The organism is Rossellomorea pakistanensis, from assembly GCF_016908495.1.
In the GTDB taxonomy this organism is placed as follows: Bacteria; Bacillota; Bacilli; order Bacillales; family Bacillaceae_B; genus Rossellomorea; species Rossellomorea pakistanensis.
Map to the genome: position 1 here is coordinate 681,579 of NZ_JAFBDZ010000001.1, position 21,576 is coordinate 703,154.

Annotated in this window: 19 protein-coding genes, 1 riboswitch and 3 other annotated features; of the genes, 4 read left to right on the forward strand and 15 right to left on the reverse strand. The window is 36.6% G+C overall.

Translation table 11 applies throughout. The features are described from left to right. The first annotated feature begins 59 nt into the window (after nt 1–59). The gene (locus JOC86_RS03325; protein WP_205168344.1) at nt 60–887 is read left to right on the forward strand and encodes a GNAT family N-acetyltransferase; all 828 of its coding nucleotides are present in this window, start codon (nt 60–62) and stop codon (nt 885–887) included. A gap of 124 nt (nt 888–1,011) precedes the next feature. On the opposite strand, the gene JOC86_RS03330 is transcribed toward JOC86_RS03325, so the two are convergent. The 12 genes from JOC86_RS03330 to JOC86_RS03385 all read right to left on the reverse strand — a co-directional run bounded on the left by JOC86_RS03330 (nt 1,012) and on the right by JOC86_RS03385 (nt 13,041). Further along, nucleotides 1,012–1,500, reverse strand: a complete 489-nt coding sequence (locus JOC86_RS03330; protein WP_205170013.1) for a metallophosphoesterase family protein — start codon at nt 1,498–1,500, stop codon at nt 1,012–1,014. 79 nt (nt 1,501–1,579) lie between these two features. Next, a complete protein-coding gene (gene metG / locus JOC86_RS03335) occupies nt 1,580–3,217 on the reverse strand; it encodes a methionine--tRNA ligase (RefSeq protein WP_205168345.1) in 1,638 nt (545 codons plus the stop codon). Between the two features lie 54 nt (nt 3,218–3,271). Continuing rightward, nucleotides 3,272–3,538: a binding site (T-box leader), on the reverse strand. Between the two features lie 503 nt (nt 3,539–4,041). After that, nucleotides 4,042–4,245 carry a hypothetical protein gene (locus JOC86_RS03340; RefSeq protein WP_205168346.1) on the reverse strand — a complete coding sequence of 68 codons (204 nt, stop codon included), beginning with the start codon at nt 4,243–4,245 and terminating at the stop codon, nt 4,042–4,044. Between the two features lie 222 nt (nt 4,246–4,467). Continuing rightward, entirely contained in the window at nt 4,468–5,271 is an 804-nt protein-coding gene (trpA, locus tag JOC86_RS03345) for a tryptophan synthase subunit alpha (protein WP_205168347.1), read from the reverse strand. After that, on the reverse strand, nt 5,264–6,466 hold the full coding sequence (gene trpB, locus JOC86_RS03350; RefSeq protein WP_205168348.1) for a tryptophan synthase subunit beta: 1,203 nt from the start codon (nt 6,464–6,466) through the stop codon (nt 5,264–5,266). Before trpB ends, trpA begins: the two co-directional genes overlap by 8 nt. A gap of 16 nt (nt 6,467–6,482) precedes the next feature. Continuing rightward, nucleotides 6,483–7,094: a phosphoribosylanthranilate isomerase gene (locus JOC86_RS03355; protein WP_205168349.1), complete on the reverse strand. Its 612-nt coding sequence runs from the start codon at nt 7,092–7,094 to the stop codon at nt 6,483–6,485. 4 nt (nt 7,095–7,098) lie between these two features. Further along, on the reverse strand, nt 7,099–7,878 hold the full coding sequence (trpC, locus tag JOC86_RS03360) for an indole-3-glycerol phosphate synthase TrpC (RefSeq protein WP_205168350.1): 780 nt from the start codon (nt 7,876–7,878) through the stop codon (nt 7,099–7,101). A gap of 2 nt (nt 7,879–7,880) precedes the next feature. Continuing rightward, complete coding sequence (trpD, locus tag JOC86_RS03365) at nt 7,881–8,906, reverse strand: anthranilate phosphoribosyltransferase (protein ID WP_205168351.1); 1,026 nt, start codon at nt 8,904–8,906, stop codon at nt 7,881–7,883. Then, nucleotides 8,878–9,489, reverse strand: a complete 612-nt coding sequence (locus tag JOC86_RS03370; protein WP_205168352.1) for an anthranilate synthase component II — start codon at nt 9,487–9,489, stop codon at nt 8,878–8,880. Before JOC86_RS03370 ends, trpD begins: the two co-directional genes overlap by 29 nt. Next, a complete protein-coding gene (gene trpE, locus JOC86_RS03375; protein WP_205168353.1) occupies nt 9,490–10,920 on the reverse strand; it encodes an anthranilate synthase component I in 1,431 nt (476 codons plus the stop codon). It lies immediately after the preceding gene. A 19-nt stretch (nt 10,921–10,939) separates the two neighbouring features. Continuing rightward, nucleotides 10,940–11,182, reverse strand: a binding site (T-box leader). A 39-nt stretch (nt 11,183–11,221) separates the two neighbouring features. Next, nucleotides 11,222–11,472: a binding site (T-box leader), on the reverse strand. A gap of 58 nt (nt 11,473–11,530) precedes the next feature. After that, nucleotides 11,531–12,163, reverse strand: coding sequence for an MOSC domain-containing protein (locus tag JOC86_RS03380; RefSeq protein ID WP_205168354.1), 633 nt, complete (start codon nt 12,161–12,163; stop codon nt 11,531–11,533). Between the two features lie 11 nt (nt 12,164–12,174). Beyond that, on the reverse strand, nt 12,175–13,041 hold the full coding sequence (locus JOC86_RS03385) for a GNAT family N-acetyltransferase (protein ID WP_205168355.1): 867 nt from the start codon (nt 13,039–13,041) through the stop codon (nt 12,175–12,177). A gap of 158 nt (nt 13,042–13,199) precedes the next feature. On the opposite strand from JOC86_RS03385, the gene JOC86_RS03390 reads away from it, so the two are divergent. After that, nucleotides 13,200–13,712 (forward strand): GNAT family N-acetyltransferase, encoded by a 513-nt coding sequence (locus JOC86_RS03390; protein ID WP_205168356.1) that lies wholly within the window; start codon nt 13,200–13,202, stop codon nt 13,710–13,712. A 40-nt stretch (nt 13,713–13,752) separates the two neighbouring features. Here JOC86_RS03390 and JOC86_RS03395 read toward each other — a convergent pair whose 3' ends face one another. The 3 genes from JOC86_RS03395 to JOC86_RS03405 are packed head-to-tail and all read right to left on the reverse strand — an operon-like array spanning nt 13,753 to nt 17,290. Next, the gene (locus JOC86_RS03395) at nt 13,753–15,618 is read right to left on the reverse strand and encodes a PTS fructose transporter subunit IIABC (protein WP_205168357.1); all 1,866 of its coding nucleotides are present in this window, start codon (nt 15,616–15,618) and stop codon (nt 13,753–13,755) included. Nucleotides 15,619–15,620: 2 nt separating this feature from the next. Beyond that, complete coding sequence (gene pfkB / locus JOC86_RS03400) at nt 15,621–16,541, reverse strand: 1-phosphofructokinase (RefSeq protein ID WP_205168358.1); 921 nt, start codon at nt 16,539–16,541, stop codon at nt 15,621–15,623. After that, nucleotides 16,538–17,290: a DeoR/GlpR family DNA-binding transcription regulator gene (locus JOC86_RS03405; RefSeq protein ID WP_205168359.1), complete on the reverse strand. Its 753-nt coding sequence runs from the start codon at nt 17,288–17,290 to the stop codon at nt 16,538–16,540. Before JOC86_RS03405 ends, pfkB begins: the two co-directional genes overlap by 4 nt. 629 nt (nt 17,291–17,919) lie before the next feature. Beyond that, nucleotides 17,920–18,105, forward strand: a riboswitch (cobalamin riboswitch). Between the two features lie 134 nt (nt 18,106–18,239). Between JOC86_RS03405 and JOC86_RS03410 the strand changes: the two genes are divergently transcribed. Together JOC86_RS03410 and JOC86_RS03415 are read left to right on the forward strand one after the other, a co-directional pair. Further along, complete coding sequence (locus tag JOC86_RS03410) at nt 18,240–20,483, forward strand: ribonucleoside-diphosphate reductase subunit alpha (protein WP_205168360.1); 2,244 nt, start codon at nt 18,240–18,242, stop codon at nt 20,481–20,483. 10 nt (nt 20,484–20,493) lie between these two features. Next, nucleotides 20,494–21,543 carry a ribonucleotide-diphosphate reductase subunit beta gene (locus tag JOC86_RS03415; RefSeq protein WP_205168361.1) on the forward strand — a complete coding sequence of 350 codons (1,050 nt, stop codon included), beginning with the start codon at nt 20,494–20,496 and terminating at the stop codon, nt 21,541–21,543. Nucleotides 21,544–21,576 lie beyond the last annotated feature (33 nt).

Consider the following 21,576-nt stretch of genomic DNA (forward strand, 5'->3'; position numbering starts at 1 on the left):
CATACTAATGCGATAAAAAACATTTATAATATTCGTTAGGAAAACAAAGGGGGATTTTAATGCTTACGGAGAAAAATATACTAGATATACAAGAATTGCAAAAACTCTGTGAAAATGCAGAGGATTTTTCATTGAAATTAAACTGGGAAATGTTAAAAACAAGAGAATCGAGCATAGATGACTACCTTTATTATGAGGGTGAACATTTAATTGGATTTCTAGCTTTGTATGGGTTTGGGGAGTCCTATGAGCTATGCGGGATGGTCCATCCAGATTACCGCCAAAGGGGCATTTTCACAGATCTTTTTAATAAAGCATATAAATCACTTCAAGTAAGAGAGTGTGAAAAACTGCTGATTAATGCCCCTTCTAAATCACAATCTGCCAAGGGCTTTATTCGTTCCATTAACGCGGAATATTCTTTTTCGGAATATCAGATGGAATGGAAAAGCATGAATGTTGAGGTTGATCACTCAGAAATCCTGTTACGTAGAGCTTCTACTAATGACAAAAGAACGATCATCGATCTTGATGTGAAATGCTTCAATGTCTCTGAAAAAGATGCACATTCATTTCAAAGAGTATTAAACAACGAAGAAGGACATCGCTATTATATGATTGAATATAAATCGGAAACCGTTGGGAAAATCAATGTCCACACCGATGATAAGACAAGCTATATCTATGGCTTTGCTGTTTTTCCAGAATTTCAGGGTAAAGGGATTGGTCGAAATGCATTAGCTCAAATCGTTCTCAATGAAGCACAAAAAGAGCAAAAAATATTCCTAGAAGTAGCAACTAAAAACGAGAATGCACTTGGACTCTACCACTCGATTGGATTCCAAACCTACCAAACCCAAGACTACTACCTTCACAAACCACTTTAGTGCAGTGAGGGAAGGTCCTTGACTAAGAGAACGCGTTAAAGCATTCGGGGACGGTTCTTGGTCGCTTTAAAGTGACCGAGAACCGTCCCTCCTTAATTTAACGTATTAAAGTACGATTTCCGATTCAGCTAAAATATATGTGCTGGGTTTCGATTCGGTGGTTTTGTATGGTGATGATCCCGAATGAGTAATATGGTAATTTTCGTTTGGCCGTTGGGGACCCTGGATTAAAGAGAAGAGTGCCTTTTGAATAACGAGAATAAGGAATGTGTGAATGTCCAAAAATGATTAGGTCAACTTCTCCTTCAATAAAAGAATCTTGAGCTCTTTTTTCTGTCGTTTTTCCTTTACCATCCCCATGAACAAGCCCAATCCTTTTCCCTTCACTTTCAATGATTTTTTTCTTAGGTACTAGATTCTTGATTTCATCACCATCTACATTCCCATAAACACCTTCCACAATTCCAAATGAACATAAGGCTTCATATACATCAATTGACTGCCAATCTCCTGCATGAAGGATAAGATCTGCACTATTCAAATGATGTTCAAGTATTTGAGGGAGTCCACTATATTTCTTTAAATGTGTATCTGCCAAGCAAACAATTTTCAGTTTTTACCCACTCCTTTTCTCCATTATGCATTTGTCTAATATAAATCTTTATGCATTTTATGACAAAAGACATTCCCCATCAATAAGTTGTATTACCTAGCTTTTCCCGTTCCTTATCAATTTGTTCAATATCTATTCTTTTAAATAATGGCTCATTCAACGTTATTTTCAACTGAACAGGTGTCTCCACTGGTTGCCAAAATAATTCTAATTGTTCGAGGCTAAGTCCTTTTACAATTTTCTCAGTTGTAAATGGTAGAAATGGTTGTAAGAGTACACCTAAATTAATAATCACGTATAAACAATCATGTAAAACCTCTCTAGCTTCCTCACGATTTTCTTTCAATACTGCCCATGGCTTCTGTTCATCAAAATATTTATTCCCCCAACGAACAAACTCAAAAATAGAATCTAAGCTTTTTTTACAATCTCCTCTTTCAAGCATTGCACCTGATTCATCAAAAATTCTTTCTATTTTCTCTTTTATATTTTGATTTATATTGGTTAATTCAAATATAGGACCAAATTCTTTTTGATAAAACTTTATTGTCCTTTGAACGAGATTTCCAAGTGACCCCAATAATTCTCCATTATGACGATAAATAAATTCCCTCCATGAGAAATCTGCATCGCGCTTTTCTGGACCATTAATTGTAAGAAAATAACGAATCGTATCGGGATTGTAACGACTCAATAAATCCTTTATCCAAATGGCCCAATTACCACTAGTAGAGAGTTTCTTTTTTTCAATCGTTAGATATTCACTTGAAATAATATGTTTGGGCAAACTCAAGATACCAGAACCAAGTAATATTGAAGGCCAAATGATCGTGTGAAAAGGAATATTATCCTTTCCATGAATATAATACGATACAGTGTTTTCTTGCCAAAAAGGGTGCCACTCTCTTTTATTAATCTGTGCCCATTCCTGTGCTGCTGATAAATAACCACTAACAGCATCGATCCAGACGTAAACTTTTTTATTTTCATAACCCTCAACAGGTACGGTCACACCTACTTCTATGTCACGAGTTACAGCCCTATCTAGAAGACCTTCAGTGAGGTATCGGTTCGTCATCTGTATAGCATTTCCCCTCCAAAAGTTCTTATTTTGATGAATATATATTTCTAATTGTGTCTGTATTTTTGATAGTGCTAAATAAAAATGTTCTGTTTCTTTAAAAATTGGTTCTTCCTGACAAAACTTGCAGCTTCTCTCCTTTAAGTCAATCGGATCTAAAATAGTGGAACAGTTCTCACATTGATCACCACGACAATTTGATTCACAGTTTGGACAAACCCCAACCACAAACCGATCCGGTAAAAATTGATCACAAGATATACAAAACGCTTGTTTGACAATTCTTTTGTATAGCCAATCGTTTTTCAATAATTCAAGAAAGGTAGCCCTTACAACTTGATGATGATAAGTTGAATCGGTTCTCGTATAATGATCATATGTGAACCCTAGGGAATGAAAGCATTCTTGAAACTCTTCATGATATAAATCAGCAATTTCTTTGACTGATTTATTTTCCTGTTTGGCCCTTATAGAAATGGGTGTTCCATTACAATCACTTCCTGAAACATACAATACGTCTTCTCCTTTTAATCTGTAATAACGTGCAATAATATCACCTGGTAATAAAGCTGCTAGATGACCTAAATGTAGGGATCCATTTGCATACGGCCAAGCTCCTCCTATAAAGACTGCCATCGTCAATACCTCCTATTAATAATAAATTTAATCACAAAAAACCCCTCGTCCTTTCATAAGGACGAGGGGTTAGCTCGCGTTACCACCTTAAATTTCTAGTTGTTCACACAACTAGACTCTGCAAGTACGGGAAAAAACTTTCCTTATACTGTGGCATTGGTAACGGATGCCCCTCCCCGTTTCACCCTACACCACCATAAATGGTTCGAATGAACTGCTCCCGAGATCATCTTCAGTGGGGTTTTCCTTGCTTCTTTTCAGCTTCCGAAGCTCTCTGTTAAAGGATACTAACCGACTTACTCTTCTCTTCCATGCATTTGAATATATTATGCCAAACTTTACAAAAATTGCAACATTTATTTTGAATGTTTTATATTTCAACAGGGGTCTCTGATAAACGAAAAGGAAAGATACTGTTGTGAGTTACTCTGATTTTTGCATTCATTCCGTTCTGTAAAATAAACATTGGATCTGTCTGTCCAAAGTCTAAATCGGAAAGTCATACCCGCGTGTCGCTCGTTGAATAATTCCCTCTAATTGCCCTTCTGTAAATCCTACTTTTTCGTGAAACCTTCCAACATCCAATCCATTTATTTTTAGAGGAATAAGGAGAACAAGTACCGATTGTGTCCCCCATTCGTTAAGGCTGTGGTTTTTTAATTATGTATTTCCTGTTCCTTCAATTAAATCAAATAATTTAAATTATTAAACATTATCTTATAATCTAGTTATTTTTTTCAGTTCATTGGAGAGTCCGGAAAGGGAAGAATAAAGTAGAAAACTATAAAAGCTGCCGTCCATTTCGGACAGCAGCTATGTAACCCTTATTCTTCTGATTTTTCTTCTTCAGTTCCCTCTTCTTCAGTAGTTGTTTCTTCTTCAGTTGTTGTTCCCTCTTCTGTACCTTCTTCTTCCGTCACATTTTCTTCTGTTTCAGTACCTGTGTCTTCTTCATTTTGTTCAGCACAACCTGTTGCAAAGCCTACTACGGATAAAGCAGTTAATAACATTAATAATCTTTTTTTCATGTTAATGGCCTCCTTAATATGCTGCATTTGAGAACTACAACTCTATCTTACTCGAAATTCAGAATAATAGAAGACCATTTACCATTCTTTAACAATAATTAAAAACCGATTAACAATCCAATAAATTATCTTAACATTTGTAATTTATAGTTCGTTCCCTTTTGGGGACGGTTCTCGTTCACGTTAATACATTGCATTTCTCGAGAACCGTCCCCGAGTGCTTTAACGGGGTACTTTATTAAAGCTTGGTTCCACGTTTTTGGCTTGTATAAGTTCTTTGATTGCTTTGTGATTATTTTCTTGAAGGTGTTCGATGATTTTACTTCCAACGATTACTCCGTCACACAAAGCGGACATGCTAATGACGTGAGCTGGTGTAGAAATTCCAAATCCAGCGAGTACTGGCACCTGACTAACCTCTTTCAGTTTTTGTAAATGTTTTTCTAGGTTTACTGTAAATTCACTGCGTGCACCTGTTATCCCATTTACTGTAACTGCATACAAAAACCCTTGTGATGCATTCGCGATTTCTTCCATTCTTTTTTCTGAGCTTGTTAATGAAACAAGTTGAATAAGGGCTATATCTGCCTTTTCGAAATAAGGGGAAACCATACTTGACTGTTCAAGTGGAAGATCTGGAATGATTACTCCATCAACACCAGCTTCTGAAATATCTCGAACAAATTCTTCTACCCCATATTTATAGATTGGGTTAATATACGTCATAAAAATCAAAGGAACTGAAACTTCTTTTCTACTTTCTATTAAAACTTGAATGACATTTCTTAATGATGTACCATTGGCCAATGCCCTTTTACCTGCTTCCTGAATCGTCGGCCCATCTGCTACTGGGTCAGAGAAAGGAATCCCTAACTCTATAGCAGAAGCCCCTGACTCTGCAAGTGATTTTAAAGTTGGGATCAATTTCTCTAAGCCTCCATCCCCTGCCATCACATAAGGAATAAAGTTTTTGCCTCCTTGTTCCAGTTCCTCTATTAAAGTCTTTTCTAAAAATTTTTTACCCATGTTGAGAACCTCCTAATACGGATTTTACCGCTTCAACATCTTTGTCCCCACGACCTGATAAACATATAACCAATGTCTCTTCTTCAGCCATATTTTTAGCTAATTTCACTCCATAAGCAATCGCATGTGAACTTTCTAACGCCGGGATAATTCCTTCTGTTCGTGACATTTGTTGAAAAGATTCAAGGGCTTCTTGATCTGTCACAGATGAATACTCAACTCTCTTTATATCTTTCAAAAAGCTATGTTCTGGACCAACTCCCGGGTAATCAAGACCTGCTGAAATCGAATGTGCTTCTTGAATTTGTCCGTTTTCATCCTGAAGTAAATACATCAGTGAGCCATGTAATATACCGACAGAGCCCTCCGTTAGAGTTGCGGCATGTTGTTCTGTTTTCACTCCTGCCCCGGCAGCTTCTACACCATATAACGCAACTTCTTCATCCTCAATAAATGGGTAAAACATTCCCATTGCATTACTTCCGCCACCAACACAAGCTACCACAGCAGTTGGCAATCTACCTTCCTTATCTAAAATCTGTCTTTTCGTCTCGATTCCTATTACACTTTGAAAATCTCTTACCATTTTCGGGAATGGGTGCGGTCCTAGCACCGATCCCATAATATAATGGGTGTCTTCCACATTCGTAACCCAGTACCTCAAAGCTTCGTTGACTGCGTCTTTTAAAGTAGCACTCCCTTGCCTCACACCAAATACTTTTGCTCCAAGAAGTTCCATTCGGAAGACATTTAGCTTCTGTCTTTTAATATCTTCTTCTCCCATGAAAATGACACATTCTAAATTTAATAGAGCACAAACCGTTGCAGTAGCAACACCATGCTGTCCTGCACCTGTCTCTGCTACCACTTTCTTTTTCCCCATTCTCTCTGCAAGTAATGCTTGCCCGATTGTGTTATTGATTTTATGAGCACCTGTGTGGTTTAAATCTTCCCTTTTTAGATAGATCTTAGCCCCCCCGATTTTCTCTGTTAAATTCTTTGCAAAGTATAAAGGATTTTCACGACCAACATAATCCTTTAAATAATCATTCATTCTAATGATAAAGTCAGGGTCTTGCATTGCTTCTTCATATGCCTCTTCCAGTTCTGTTACGGCTCCCATTAACGTTTCAGGGATAAACCTTCCACCGAATTGACCAAAGTGTCCTAATCTATCAGGTTGTACGTAATTCATCGTCCCCACTCCTTTTTTAAAATTGTTTAGCTAATCCGATAAATCTTTTTATTTTATGGATATCTTTTATACCATTTGTTTCCACCCCACTTGAAACATCTACCATTGTTGGTTGTACGATTTCTATAGCTTTTTGAAGGTTATCTTGATTCAACCCTCCCGCTAAAATAAGCTTATTATGGTCAACCTCTTTTTCATTTAAAAATTCCCAATTAAACTGTGTCCCATTTCCTCCCTGATAAGGACCGGAAGCACTATCGAGTAAATAATATGAAGCATTTTCAAACTCTTTTATTCTATCAATATCGTCTTCGCCTTTGATTCGAAAGGCTTTTATAAATGGAAGATTAAGCTGTTCACAAAATAGCGGGCTCTCGTTTCCATGAAGTTGTACAAAATCCAAGCCTGCAAATTCATAAGATTCTGCTAATTCTTCCCGAGAAGCATTTACGAATACACCGATCTTTTTCACATGATCAGGTAGTCGTTTGGAAATGCTTTGAGCTTGTTTAAGGGATACTTTTCTTTTACTTTCTGCAAACACAAATCCTAATGCATCTACCCCTGCATCAGCAGCAGCGATTGCATGCTCATATTCTCTAATACCACAAACCTTCACATGTGTCATCTTATCATCTCCTAACTTTTAGAGAAGTAAGAGTTTGATTTAATGTTGAGCTCTTCATTAGGGTTTCTCCCACTAAGATGCCATGTACTCCTGCTGCTGCCAGACGTGTGGCATCTTCCTTGTTACGTATCCCACTTTCACTGATAATCACTATATTTGATCTGTCTATTTTCTTTGCCAGTAATTCTGTATTTGCAAGATCGACCTCAAATGAATTTAAGTTTCGATTATTGATTCCTATAATGTTGGCACCAACCTTATGGGCTGTATCCAATTCTTCTTCATTATGAACCTCAAATAATACCTCAAATTCTTGTTCTTTTGCATATAAGTATAATTCTGAGATCTTGCTATAAGAAAGTGCTGCCGCAATTAATAAAATCACATTTGCTCCCGCAGATTTTGCTCGATCAATTTGAATTTTATCAATAATAAAGTCTTTACAAAGAATCGGTATATCGACCTCTTTTCTAACCGATATTAAATCGTTCATCGTCCCTTTAAAAAAAGGTGTATCAGTGAGAACAGAAATGGCATTTGCACCATTATCTGCATATAGTCGAGCTTGCTCCCTCGGTTCAACTCCAATATTGATATCTCCTTTTGATGGTGATGCACGTTTTATCTCTGCAATGACATTTAGTTCATTTGAATTGATAAATGTGTTATATAATGAAGCATATTTTCTTTTTGGAAGATTGCTTAAATCAAATCCATTTAAATAAAAATCAGCTACTTCCTCTTTCTTTTTTTCTAATATTCTGTCTAAAATCGTTTCAGTCATTCTTAAATCACCTGCTTTTCTCGTTTTTGACTATATTCTATTAAATAATGGAGTTTTTGAAGTGCTGCTCCAGAATCAATACTTTCTTTCGCCTTTTCTACTCCCTCTTTAGGAGTAGCTGCTATACCTGATGCAAATAGTCCCAGCCCTGCATTTAGTAAAACAGTGTCTAAATATGCTCCTTTTTTTCCTCTTAGAACATTCATTAGAATCTCTGCGTTGTGCTTGGCATCTCCACCAAGAATATCTGAGTTGTGATATTGAGGTAATCCGACCTCTTCTCCGTATAGTGTGAAGGGAATCGTCTCTCCCTTATCAAGGAGAACAAGATGATTCTCTCCTGATAACGATGCTTCATCCATAAACCCTGCCCCATTTATAACCACACTACGTTTTCTACCTAATTGATGCAAAACAGAAGACATTTTCATTAACATATCTCGTCGATATACTCCTACAAATTGATTTTCTAGCGCAATAGGATTTGTTAATGGACCAATTAAATTAAAAATGGTCGGTACTCCTAATTCTTTTCTTACTTTCATAATTCGTTTAAGTTGATAATGAACATGTGGAGCAAATAAAAAAGCAATTCCATTTTCATCTAATAACTCTTCAACTTCATCACTATGAAAGTCCAATGATATCCCCAGATGCTCTAAAACATCTGCGCTTCCTGTTTTACTTGAGATACTTCGATTCCCGTGTTTCGCGACTTTTGCCCCTGCCCCAGCTAGAACAAATGCAGAAGTAGTACTAATATTGAAGCTTTGAGAGCCATCTCCCCCTGTTCCACAGTTATCCATAATCCCAGCCATTTTACTTTGAATCGGCATTGCTTTTTCCCTTAATACTTCTACAATTCCTGTAATTTCCTCGACTGATTCACCACGAATTTTTAATGCCATTAATAATGCGGCAATTTCACTGTCCGTTGTTTCTTCATAAAATAAAGACCTTGCTGCCCCTACCATTTCCTCGCGATTTAATTGATCACCATTAGATAACTTTTTTAGTATCGTTTTCATTGATCTTTCCCCTCTCGATTTCTTTAAAAAATTGATTTAGAATCGTTTTCCCTGAATGAGTCCCTATTGACTCAGGATGAAATTGAAGACCATATACAGGATATTGAGAATGTTTCAGTGCCATAATTTCACTATCATCCATACTAATAGCAGTCGTTTCAAAGAATGGCGGAAGAGTTGATTTTTCAATGACTAAAGAATGGTATCTCATCACCTTTAATGGCTGTGATAAATATTCAAACATTCCTGTTCCTTTATGTTTTATAAACGATTGCTTACCATGTTTAATCTCTTTTGCTCTGATTATGTTTGCACCAAATGCCTCAGCTATAGCTTGATGACCTAAGCAAACACCCAAGATTGGGGTTTTTTTATAAAAGTATTGAATGATGGCAATGCAGTTTCCTGCAGCTGACGGTTTTCCAGGTCCTGGGGAAATGACAATAGCTTCAGGTTGAATCGCTTCAATATCTGTAATCGTGATCTCATCATTTCGTTTAACCACCACTTTTTTCCCTAACTCTTCAAAATATTGAAATAAATTAAATGTAAACGAGTCGTAGTTATCGATTAATAGAATCATTTATTTCACCTCGAGTAATGCTTTCGCTTTATTTAATGTTTCTTCATATTCACCAGCTGGGATGGAATCGTAAACCACTCCAGCTCCTGCCTGGACATATGCTTTGGTATCCTTCAATATCATCGTTCTGATTGCAAGGGCAAAATCAAGATTTCCATTTGCACTGATGTATCCTACTGCCCCTGAGTAAACACCTCTTTTCAGGTTCTCTAATTCACTAATTATTTGCATTGCCCTAATTTTCGGTGCACCACTTACAGTACCGGCAGGTAGACATGCTTTTAATGCACTAAGAGAGGTTTCATGACCCTTTAGAGTCCCAGTTACTTCAGATACAATGTGCATTACATATTTATATCGTTCAACCATCATATATTTACTGAGCTTTATACTACCTGGCTTGCAAACTCTTCCAAGATCATTTCTCCCTAAATCTACAAGCATTTGATGTTCAGCCACTTCCTTTTCATCTAGCAGCATCTCTTCTTCCAATTTTTTATCTTCTTCGTCTGAATGCCCTCTTCTTCTGGTTCCGGCGATTGGATTTGTTGTCACCGTTCGATCCGTTACTTTGATCAAGCTTTCAGGAGAAGTTCCCAATACAATGTAATTTTCAAAGTCTAGGAAAAACATATAAGGAGAAGGGTTACTTCTTCTTAATTTCCGGTAATATTGAAAAGGCTGACCGGTAAAATCTGCGTGTAACCGTTGAGATAAAACAACTTGAAAAATTTCTCCTTCATTGATATACTCTTTTGCTTCTTTAACTTTTTGTTCAAATGAAGATTTGGCCGTTCTAGATTGAAAATGACTTAGAGTAAAATCTTCCTCAAATTCTACTATTCCCTTAGTGATTTCTTGTTCCAAATCGTCCAATAACTTCTTTCTGTTGACTTCTTCGCCTGTAATCCAGCGGTCAATAGCGATGCAATAAATTTTTTGTAGTAAATGATCATAAACGATAAGTTTTTCATAAAACATAAGGTGAATATCAGGCATTTCTAGTTCATCCTCTTCGTCCCCGCCAATGGTTTCGAACATTTTTACAACGTCATATCCAAGGTATCCAACGCCACCACAAGTAAATGGTATCTCCATTGGAAGAGTTAAGTCTTCCCTAACAAGTGTGTTTAAAATCCCCATTACATCTCCAGTTTCTTTCTCTACTTCCTTTGTTTGTAAATTAATTCGTTCTATTTTATTCCCCCATGCAAGAAATTCATAATAAGGATCAACTCCAATAAAGGAGTATCTACCTGTTTTTTCATGTTTTAACGAGCTTTCTAGCAAAAATTTCTTTTTTCCTTTTAGCTTTAGATATAAGGAGATTGGGGTATGCTGATCACCTTCAAGTACCCTTACTTCACTTTGAATCGTGTTAATTTTCACTTTTATGAACCTCCAAATTTTTAAAATAAAAAAGTCCTCCATAAACACATGACTAGTGTTTATGGAGGACGAATTGATTCGCGGTGCCACCTCGCATTGGAAAGCTATACTTTCCCGCTTATTCGGGTACGGGATTCTTCTATCCGATACCCTATCCAGTTAACGGTGGAAGCCGTGTTACCGTACTCAATTTCAGGCAACCTCTCATAAGTCCATTCAACCAGCTGTATCGTGCTAGCTCTCACCCCTGCTAGCTCTCTGTAACGAATCCAACTGGCTTACTCCTCTTATTCAGCGATTTACATTATTTTTTTTGTATAGAAAAAGGGTCCCTCATCCTAATAAAAAGGACGAGAGACCCCGTGGTACCACCTTTGTTGGCTGTAAATACAGCCCACTTTAAGTATCAAAGCAAAAATCTTTAATACCTGTCTCTTGTATCGATGAGACGTTCGCCGACCCTAATAATAACTATCGTTACGTTGGTTCGGAGGCTCAGAAGTCCATTCCTCTAACGGAACACGCTAGTTCACACCAACCACTAGCTCTCTGAAGTGATCCAATTAGAGTACTACTCTTCATCAATGCCCTTCCGTTCTTTATTTGTTATTCATCTTATGACGATTAATTTAAATTGTCAAGAAAAAAATTTTTAGAGGGAATATTTTTTTAGTAGTGCTCGATTCCACTGTGGAGCTAATTCCTTGATTTTACTAAGTTTTTCCACATCTTCCTTTTTACCTTTATTATGAAAAAGGATATCATTACACAATAAAATATCCCATTGCTCATCAAGTCTGTTTACTAAGGTAATAGATGAATTCATCGTAACCCAGCCTTCTTTAATTACTTTTAAGAAATAACCTGTAAATCCTGTTTCCACTACTTTTTTCAATAGATCGGTTTCATGATTATTCTTTGAAATAGTGGAACAAGGGATTCTTCCTTGCGTAACTTGGACGATTGTCTCCCCAATATAAAATGTATCGCCAATGGCAACTTTATCTTCCGTTAATCCTTCTACAGTTAAATTTTCGCCGAATGCTGGGATAGGAAGCGTTCGACCATAGATTCTCTTCCAATACTGGTATCTTTCATATGGGTAAACACAAACTGCGCGATCTGGCCCCCCATGAAAGTCGGTATTCGCTACACCATCCTTCTGAAAACCGTTAAAAGATAGGAATGCTTTATCTACTTGTCTTTTTTGAATTCCTGTTGTAAACGGCTTCCCTTTATATTCAATCGTTTTTGGTTCACCAATTGAAAGTCCGATGATTTTCATCGTATTTCCACCTACCAATCACATTCAAATTTCATTAATGTGGAATCACAAACAGGCACATATCCGATTTCCATGTAAATCTTGTTAGAAGTCGGGTAATCTAAATCGGTATAAAGGGTACAGAAATCATATGTTTCTAGTAACTTTCTACTTAATGTAGCAACAACAGATGTCCCGTATCCTTCTTTCCTAAACTCATTTGGAGTGTAAACCAAATTTATTGTTATTCCGTTTTTTGTTTTCCTAGCACTTCTTGCCATTGAAACAGGTTTACCATTCACATCCCACAGATAGACAGATTTCTCTTTTTCAATCATTTCTTCAGCCCTTTTTCTCGCTTGTTCTGGAGTTAACGTCGATTCCCCTGTATCTTTTATGAACCCTATGATCCATTTTGAGATTAACTCAAAATCGTGAACAGTCGCTTTTCTCATGCTTCCTTCACTGATCCTTACATTGTTCACCTTATCTAATCGATAGATTCTTTGTCTCATAGCAGTATAACTTTTCTTTCCCGTCATCTGCTTCCAGATTATTGTGAAATCCTTTACAGTCTTTTTTTCTCCAATCAATCCTGGGACAATAATTTTATTCTCCATTAAAAATTGAAAAAGCTTTTCTGCTATTTCCCGATGATTTTGCCTATACTCAGGTCGAACAAAAATAATCAGATTATGTGGTGGAGTCATTAAAAAACCTGCTATTACTTCTTCTTCACTTAATGCAACAGCTAGAAAAGGATTTTGATACTTTCCATCAATAATTTGATTAAGAAGTCCTAGAGCTAAATTGTTTTCAGCTTCATTTTCAATTAAAAAAGGATGCATTATTTGATAATAGGATTTAGCATCTTTAAACGTTTGTATTTTCATTTTCATCACCGCTAGTTTAATTCGACAAATTCCTTCTAATTCCTTTAAGTATTACTTACTTTATTAAAAAATTATTAAACACTTGTGCTTGTAGACTTTGTTTTATATTGATTAGTGTTCAATCCCACATTATAATTAAATACAATTTATGGGGGTGGTATATTTTGAGTTTAACAATTTTGAGTGGTGATCATGCGAAAGAATATTGGCGTTTGAGACAAGAGGCATTAAAACAAAATGGGGAAGCATTTGCAACTACTTACGAAGAAGCCATAAACAGGGAAGATCCATTAGAAAGAACAAAACAAAATTTAATGTCAAACGAAAGTATTACATATGGATCTTGGGAAAATGGAACACTTGTAGGAGTCGTGACTCTTCTTTTAGAAAGACATACAAAAATGAAGCATAAGGCACATATCATGGCCATGTATGTAAACGGGGAATATAGAGGTAAAGGAATCGCACGGTCTCTTCTTCAAGCTGTCATAAAGAAATCGAAAGAATTAGGGTTGGAACAACTTCACTTAACTGTTGTATCATCAAATACTGCCGCCGTTAACCTTTATACTTCGGTTGGTTTTCAAACATATGGAATCGAAAAACGATCAATGAAGTACAATGGAGAATACTTTGACGAAGCTCATATGGTGAACTTTTTTCATACTATCACATGAGCATAAAAAAACCCCACTAAAACTTAGTGGGGTTTCAATTCTAGTTATTTATCGGCTTTTTAAGTAAGCCAACCATTAAAGCTGTCATCAATGAACCTATTAAAATAGCTAAAAAGTATAGGAATATGCTCCCTTCAATAACTGGGAAAACAAAGATTCCTCCATGTGGAGCAGGAAGCCCGATTCCAAATACCATTGCTAACGCACCAGCAATTGCTGATCCAGTAATCGCAGCTGGTATTACTCGTAAAGGGTCTGCTGCTGCAAACGGAATTGCCCCTTCTGTTATAAAAGAGGCCCCCATGAAGTAACAAGAAAAACCAGCTTTACGCTCAGACTCATTAAAACGGTTTTTAAAGAAAGTGGTAGCTAATGCCATTCCAAGTGGAGGCACCATTCCACCTGCCATTATGGCGGCATGCGGCCCTAGATTCCCACCTTCAATCATAGCAATTCCAAATGTAAATGCGGCTTTATTAATTGGACCACCTAAGTCAACAGCCATCATTCCACCTAAAATTAATCCAAGGACAATCAAATTCCCTGTGCCAAGCCCGCTAAGCCATGCTTGTATCCCTGAATTTAATACGCTAAGTGGTTGTACAAGAAAGTACATGATAAAACCTGTAACAAAAATAGAAATTAAAGGATAAATAAGAACTGGTTTTAACCCATCAAGTACTTCTGGAAGGTTTCTAAGTAGCCATTTTAAGAAGACTACGAAATATCCTGCCAGAAATCCGGCAATGATTCCTCCTAAGAACCCCGCATCTCCGTTGGCAGCCATGTAACCTCCAACTAGACCTGGGGCAAACCCTGGTCGATCTGCAATACTCATTGCAATAAACCCAGCTAATACAGGAACGATTAACGCAAATGCATTTGCGCCACCTATGGTATTAAGTATTGCCGCAAATTGATTATATTCTGCTGAATCAGGATTTGCGGATTGTGCACCAAAAATAAAGGAGATAGCGATCAAAATCCCACCACCAACAACAAATGGAAGCATATTAGACACACCATTCATCAAATGCCTGTATATCCCTAACCCTTTTCTCCCTTTTTCAGATGATGACGAATCGTCTTTTTCACCATTTGCATTATAAATTGGGGCATCTTGCCTTTGGGCTTTATCGAGAAGCTCTCCTGATTTTCGAATTCCATCGGCAACAGGCACTTGAATCACATGTTTTCCTTTAAATCTCTCCATCGATACTTTGGTATCTGCTGCAACGATAATCGCGGTTGCATTCTCTATCTCTTCAGATGTTAGAACATTCTTGGCTCCACCTGAACCATTCGTTTCTACTTTGATTTCGATATTCATTTCTTTAGCCTTCGCCTTGAGAGCATCAGCGGCCATATAGGTATGGGCAATACCGGTTGGGCATGCTGTGACAGCTAAAACTTTACCAGAACTACTATCCGTTTCTATATCTTCGGCATCCTCTTTGTCATGCTCATTAATAATAGAAATGATTTCGTCTTTTGTCATGGCGTTCATTAAGTGATTCCTCACCTCAGAATCCATTAATATTGACGATAATCGACTTAGAGCTTCTAAATGAGTTTGATTGGCACCTTCTGTTGCAGCAATCATAAAGAACAAATGGGCAGGCTGTCCATCAAGTGATTCATAATTTACACCTTCTACTGACTTCCCAAACACGATAGCTGGTTCTCCTACTGCTTTTGTTTTGGCATGTGGGATAGCAATACCTTCCCCTATACCCGTGGTGCTTTGCTCTTCTCGATTCATAATTTGAGTCTTAAACTCTACTTTATCTGTAAGCTTACCTGCCTGGTCTAAAACAGATACCAGTTCGTCAATGACCTCATTTTTCGACTGTGATTGAATTTTTAATAGAATTGTTTCTGGTGTTAATAATTGTGTAATTCTCATATCTACTGCCCCTCCCCTGTTTCTATCCTTATTTCATCATAGATCTCCACAATTTTTTGTCTTGTACATAAATCCAGTGAAAAAGCTGTTGCTGAGCCAGATGCAACCGCAAACTGAAAAGCATGCTTCATCGAATGATTTTTATCAATTGAAGCCATAAATCCTGCCACGGTAGAATCTCCTGCTCCAACGGTACTTTTAACAGCTCGATTGGGGACTTTAGCGACAAGTGTATGATCTTTATTAAGGAAAACTGCTCCCTGTTCCCCCATTGAAACCATTACATTTACCGCTCCGTCTTTTAACATTAATCGTCCATAATGAATCGCGTCCTTCACGGATTCAATATTGGTTCCATAAATTTCACCAAGCTCATGATGGTTAGGCTTCACTAAATAAGGGTGATTAGCTAACACTGAGCTTAACAATCCTTTTTCAGCATCAATGACAAAACGAACATCTCGACTTTGGCAAAGTTCAGCTATATCTTTATAGGTTGTAGACGGTACAGATTTAGGAATACTTCCAGCTAAGATAAGGGTATCCCTATTGTTTAACTCTTGAATCTGTACAAATAATTCTTGTAAATGTTCATTTGGAATAATTGGGCCATTACCATTTAATTCGGTTTCCTTTTGAGATTTTAGTTTCAAATTGATTCTGGATGGAGTCGGTACTGATATAAAATGATTTAGAACCCCTTCATCGTTCAGGAAACTACGGATGAAGTCTCCCGTAAAACCACCTGCAAACCCCAGAGCTTTATTTGCTACCCCAAGTCTTGTTAATACTCTTGAAACATTAATTCCTTTTCCTCCAGGGAGAAAGGTTTCTTCTTTCGTTCTATTTAATTTACCCTCTTCAAAACCATCTACTTTTGCAATATAGTCCACTGATGGGTTTAGAGTTAATGTATAAATCATGATGTCACAACCTTAATTGTCCTTTGATTTTGAAAAGCTTCTATCTGATCTCCTTCAAGCTGATTCGTGATTACGACTGCTTCTCCGATATCTCCAACTTTTGAAAATGAAATTTCTCCAAACTTTGAGCTATCTGCTAATATGAAGGCTTCTCTAGATAAATCAAGAGAAGCTTTTTTAATTTGTGCTTCTTCAGGATCAGGAGTCGTGAATCCATACTGATGATGTACCCCATTAATCCCTATAAATGCTTTATCAAACCGGTAATGGTTAAGTGATTGAAGAGCGCTGCCTCCAATCATCGCTTTTGTAGTCGGTTTTATCATTCCACCGATTAAATAGGTTTTAAATCCTTTCTTTAACAAACGATCAACATGACTAATTCCATTGGTTACAATGACAACTTCAACCTCTGGCAGGTAATCAATCATATGGTAGGTTGTCGTACCTGCATCAATAAATAAGCAGTCACCTTCTCCAACTAATGATGCAGCATACTGGGCAATTTTCATTTTTTCTTGAATGTTTTTGGCTGTTTTTTCAGATTCAGTCAATTCCTTTAGCTTTCCCTGTAAACCTGCTGCACCCCCATGAACTCTTTTCAAAAACTTCCCTTGCTCCAGATAGGTTAAATCTCGCCGGATTGTTGATTCTGAAGAGTTTGTTAGCTCAACAAGTTCATTTATCTTAACGACATTTTTTATTTTTAATTGTTCTAAAATAATTCGATGTCTTTCTTCTGTTAACATAGAATCCTCCTTAAACGGATCTGCACTACTTATTATATTGCAAAGGCTTTCAGAATTCAATCATAAAACTCCACTTTCAATCAAAATCAATCACAGAATAACCAAAAAAAGAATAATCCATTTTCGATTATTCTTTACTCAGTATGTATTCGGATTTCTCTTATATACTTCCGTACCAGATAAACGTAGAGATGATGATCATAACGAGGATAAAAAACCAGTAATCTTTAAACCATTTTTTTAATAACAATATGATCCATCCCTTCTAATCATAATTTGAGGTTGACCCATCTGTATGGATCAACCTCAAGGGCAAAAAGGGGGTTTTTCATGAACCATTCTCCGAAAGAGGGGGAATCTCTTATTGATCAGTTATCATTTAACTGTTGAGAATGATTTTCAATATCATTATAAAATGTATCATTAATCTATGTCAACCTATTTTAAAAATCTTTTCTACTTTTAATCATTTCTTTTCTATTGATTTTTCTGAAGACGATGTGATAGAATTAATTTACACAATATATAGGTTATCACTTCGAATCGAACTCTATATATTGTGTCCACTACAGGTTTCATCCTTGATCCGCTGGTTTTCTTAGCGGGTTTTCTTTTGAACAATTACATAAGTTGACACGACAAATTCAGGTGTTCATTCGTGAACTTAATAGGGAATTCGGTGCGAATCCGAAGCTGTCCCCGCAACTGTTAATGTGGACGAACGAGAATAACCACTGCAATGAATATCATTGTGGGAAGGTTCTTTAGTAGAGTGAAGCATAAGCCAGGAGACCTACCTCTATTTGTACGTTTCACCATTCTTCGGGGTGTGAGGAGATGAAACGATAGTGTGAATATATAGGTTAGAATCTCTCTATATTTATTATTCCTCTGTCGTTTTATCCACTCACCGCCGAGTGGAATTTTTTTATTTTAGGAGGAATTTTCGATGTTAACCCGAACTGCTGACCCTTCCCAGATTCTTAATGAAATCAACAATCATTTTACAGAGCTTCCAATTGAATCATTAGATTCTAGAAGTGAAATGATTTTAAATCAAAACCCTTCCATATCATTGGATGACTGGACAGAGGAATGTATTCTTCATTCACTCTCACTGTTAAATGAAGACTCACCTCAATGGACGTTTGTCGCTGCTCGGCTTTATTTATCTAAATTATATAGGGAAGTAGCTAATAATAGAGGTGTACCAAGTCAAAGTTCATATTTTTCTTTCCATAAACTAATCGAAACATTGACACAAAAAGGAATTTATAATCCTGGATTATTGGAAAATTTCTCTGTAGAAGAAATCAACGAACTTGGAAACGAAATGAAATCGGAAAGGGATTCATTGTTTACATATATCGGTGTTAAGACTTTAGCTGATCGTTACTTAGCTCGAGACCATAGTGGTTTACTTTTTGAACTCCCTCAAGAGCGTTGGATGATTATTTCAATGACTTTAATGCAAAAAGAAAGTAAGGAAAATAGGCTTCAGTTGATAAAGGAGTCTTATTGGGCATTAAGTAATCTCTTTATGACAGTCGCAACCCCTACCCTTTCTAATGCAGGAAAGTCCTATGGACAGCTTTCTAGCTGTTTCATAGATACAGTTGATGATAGCTTACAAGGAATATTCGACAGCAATACCGATATTGCGAATTTATCCAAAAATGGCGGAGGAATCGGCGTCTATTTAGGCAAAATCAGAAGTCATGGTAGTACGATCAAAGGATTTAAATCGGCTTCTTCTGGAGTCATTCCTTGGATGAAACAGCTTAATAACACAGCCGTTAGCGTTGACCAGCTCGGTCAAAGAAAAGGCGCAATCTGTACATATCTTGATATTTGGCATAAGGATATCCTTTCATTTCTTGATGTTAAATTGAATAATGGAGACGAAAGACTAAGAACGCATGATTTATTTACTGGAGTTTGTTTACCTGACCTTTTCATGGAGGCTGTTGAAGAAAGACAGGATTGGTATTTATTTGACCCTCATGAAGTAAGAGAAGTAATGGGCTTTTCACTTGAAGATTATTTTGATGAAACGAAAGGAAACGGAAGCTTTCGAGAAAAGTACCATCAATGTGTCTACACCCCTAGTCTTTCTAAAAGAAAAGTACCAGCGATCGAGATTATGAAAAGAATTATGAAATCACAATTAGAAACAGGAACTCCTTTTATGTTCTACCGTGATGAAGTCAATCGTAAAAACGCAAATTCACATATTGGAATGGTTTACTCTAGTAATCTCTGTACAGAAATCACTCAAAACCAAAGTGTTACCACTGTTGTTGAACAAAAAGTGGATGATGGTGAAATTATTATTCGTAAATCACCAGGTGACTTTGTAGTTTGTAATTTATCTTCAATCAATCTTGCTCGTGCAGTTACAGAAGAAGTATTAGAAAGACTGATCTCTATTCAAGTAAGAATGTTAGACAATGTCATTGACATTAATTCGATCCCTGTACTCCAAGCGAATTTGACCAATCAAAAATATCGCGGAATCGGATTAGGCACCTTTGGTTGGCATCATTTGTTGGCACTCAAGAAGATTAAATGGGAAAGCAGTGAAGCCATTCAATTTGCTGATCGACTTTATGAAAAAATTGCATTCCTTACCATTAAAGCAAGTATGGAGCTTTCAAAAGAAAAAGGAAGTGCACCTGCCTTTATAGGTTCAGATTGGGAAACTGGTGAGTATTTTATAAAACGTGGTTACCACCAAAGCCCGACCTCTCCTTTTCCTTGGGCTCGTCTCATGGAAGACGTAAGGGAAAATGGAATGAGGAACACTTATTTAATGGCCGTTGCACCAAATTCCACTACTTCAATCATAGCTGGAAGTACGCCGAGTATTGATCCGGTCTTTAAAAAGTTTTATTCAGAAGAGAAAAAGAATTATAAAATTCCTGTTACAGCACCTGATTTAAATTGCGAAACGACTTGGTTTTACAAAACAGCTTATCGTTTAGATCAGCATTGGAGCATTGACCAAAACAGTGCTAGACAAAAACATATCGATCAATCTCTATCGTTTAATCTGTATGTAGATAATACGATAAAAGCAATTGACTTATTAAATCTTCATCTACATGCATGGAAATCAGGGTTGAAAACAACCTATTATTTACGCTCTACCTCAACAAGCACATTTGAAGAATGTGATTCCTGTTCAAGCTAAAGGAGTTGTGATGAAATTGAAAACATTGATAAAAAAAAGGATTTTAGTAGATCAAAATGCACCAAACCGTTCTACATCGATTATTAATGGCCAGAGCTCAAACATTTTAAATTGGGATGATGTTCGATTTAGCTGGGCATATCCAAAATATAAAAAAATGCTTGCGAACTTTTGGACACCATTTGAAATTAATATGTCTAGTGACCGACAACAATTCCCTTCCCTTCCAGAAGAAGAGAAGAAATCATTTCTTAAAATCATTGGATTATTAGCTTTACTAGATAGCATTCAATCTGATTATGCCAGTAAGGTAGCTGACTATCTTACTGATTCAAGTTTAAATGCGTTGATGATTATCCTTGCTCAACAAGAGGTAGTCCATAACCATTCCTATTCTTATGTACTTTCAAGTTTAGTGACTAAATCCGAGCAAGATGAAGTATTTGAATATTGGAGAACGGAGGATACCCTTAAACAACGTAATGAATTTATTACGAATGGGTATCGGGAATTTGTTGAAGATCCAACAGTGGAAAATTTCTTGAAATCCATTGTCTTTGATGTGATTCTCGAAGGGCTATTCTTCTATTCAGGGTTCGCCTTCTTCTATCACCTTGCACGCCAACAAAAAATGGTTGCAACAAGTACAATGATTAATTATATTAATCGAGATGAACAATTGCATGTAGATTTATTTGTGAAAATCTTTAAAGAGGTTGTTGAAGAAAATCCAGGAACAAACACTGATGAATTAGCTCAATTCGTTCAAAATACTTTTACTAAAGCTGCAGCCTTAGAAATTGAATGGGCTAGAACGGTCATTGGGAAGAAAATTAAGGGAATTTATATTGACGATGTAGAGGAGTACATCAAGTTTTATACGAATATCAGAGTTAACCAGTTAGGATTTGAGAAGCCGTATCCTGAGATTCGACATAATCCATTTAAATGGATTAAAGCATATGAAGAAGTAGATCTAGGAAAAACTGACTTTTTCGAACAAAAATCTAGACAATATACTAAAGTTAATGTCGTTGATAATGGATTTGATGAACTATAAAATTTATAATGCTACTCCAAAAGGGTGACCTAT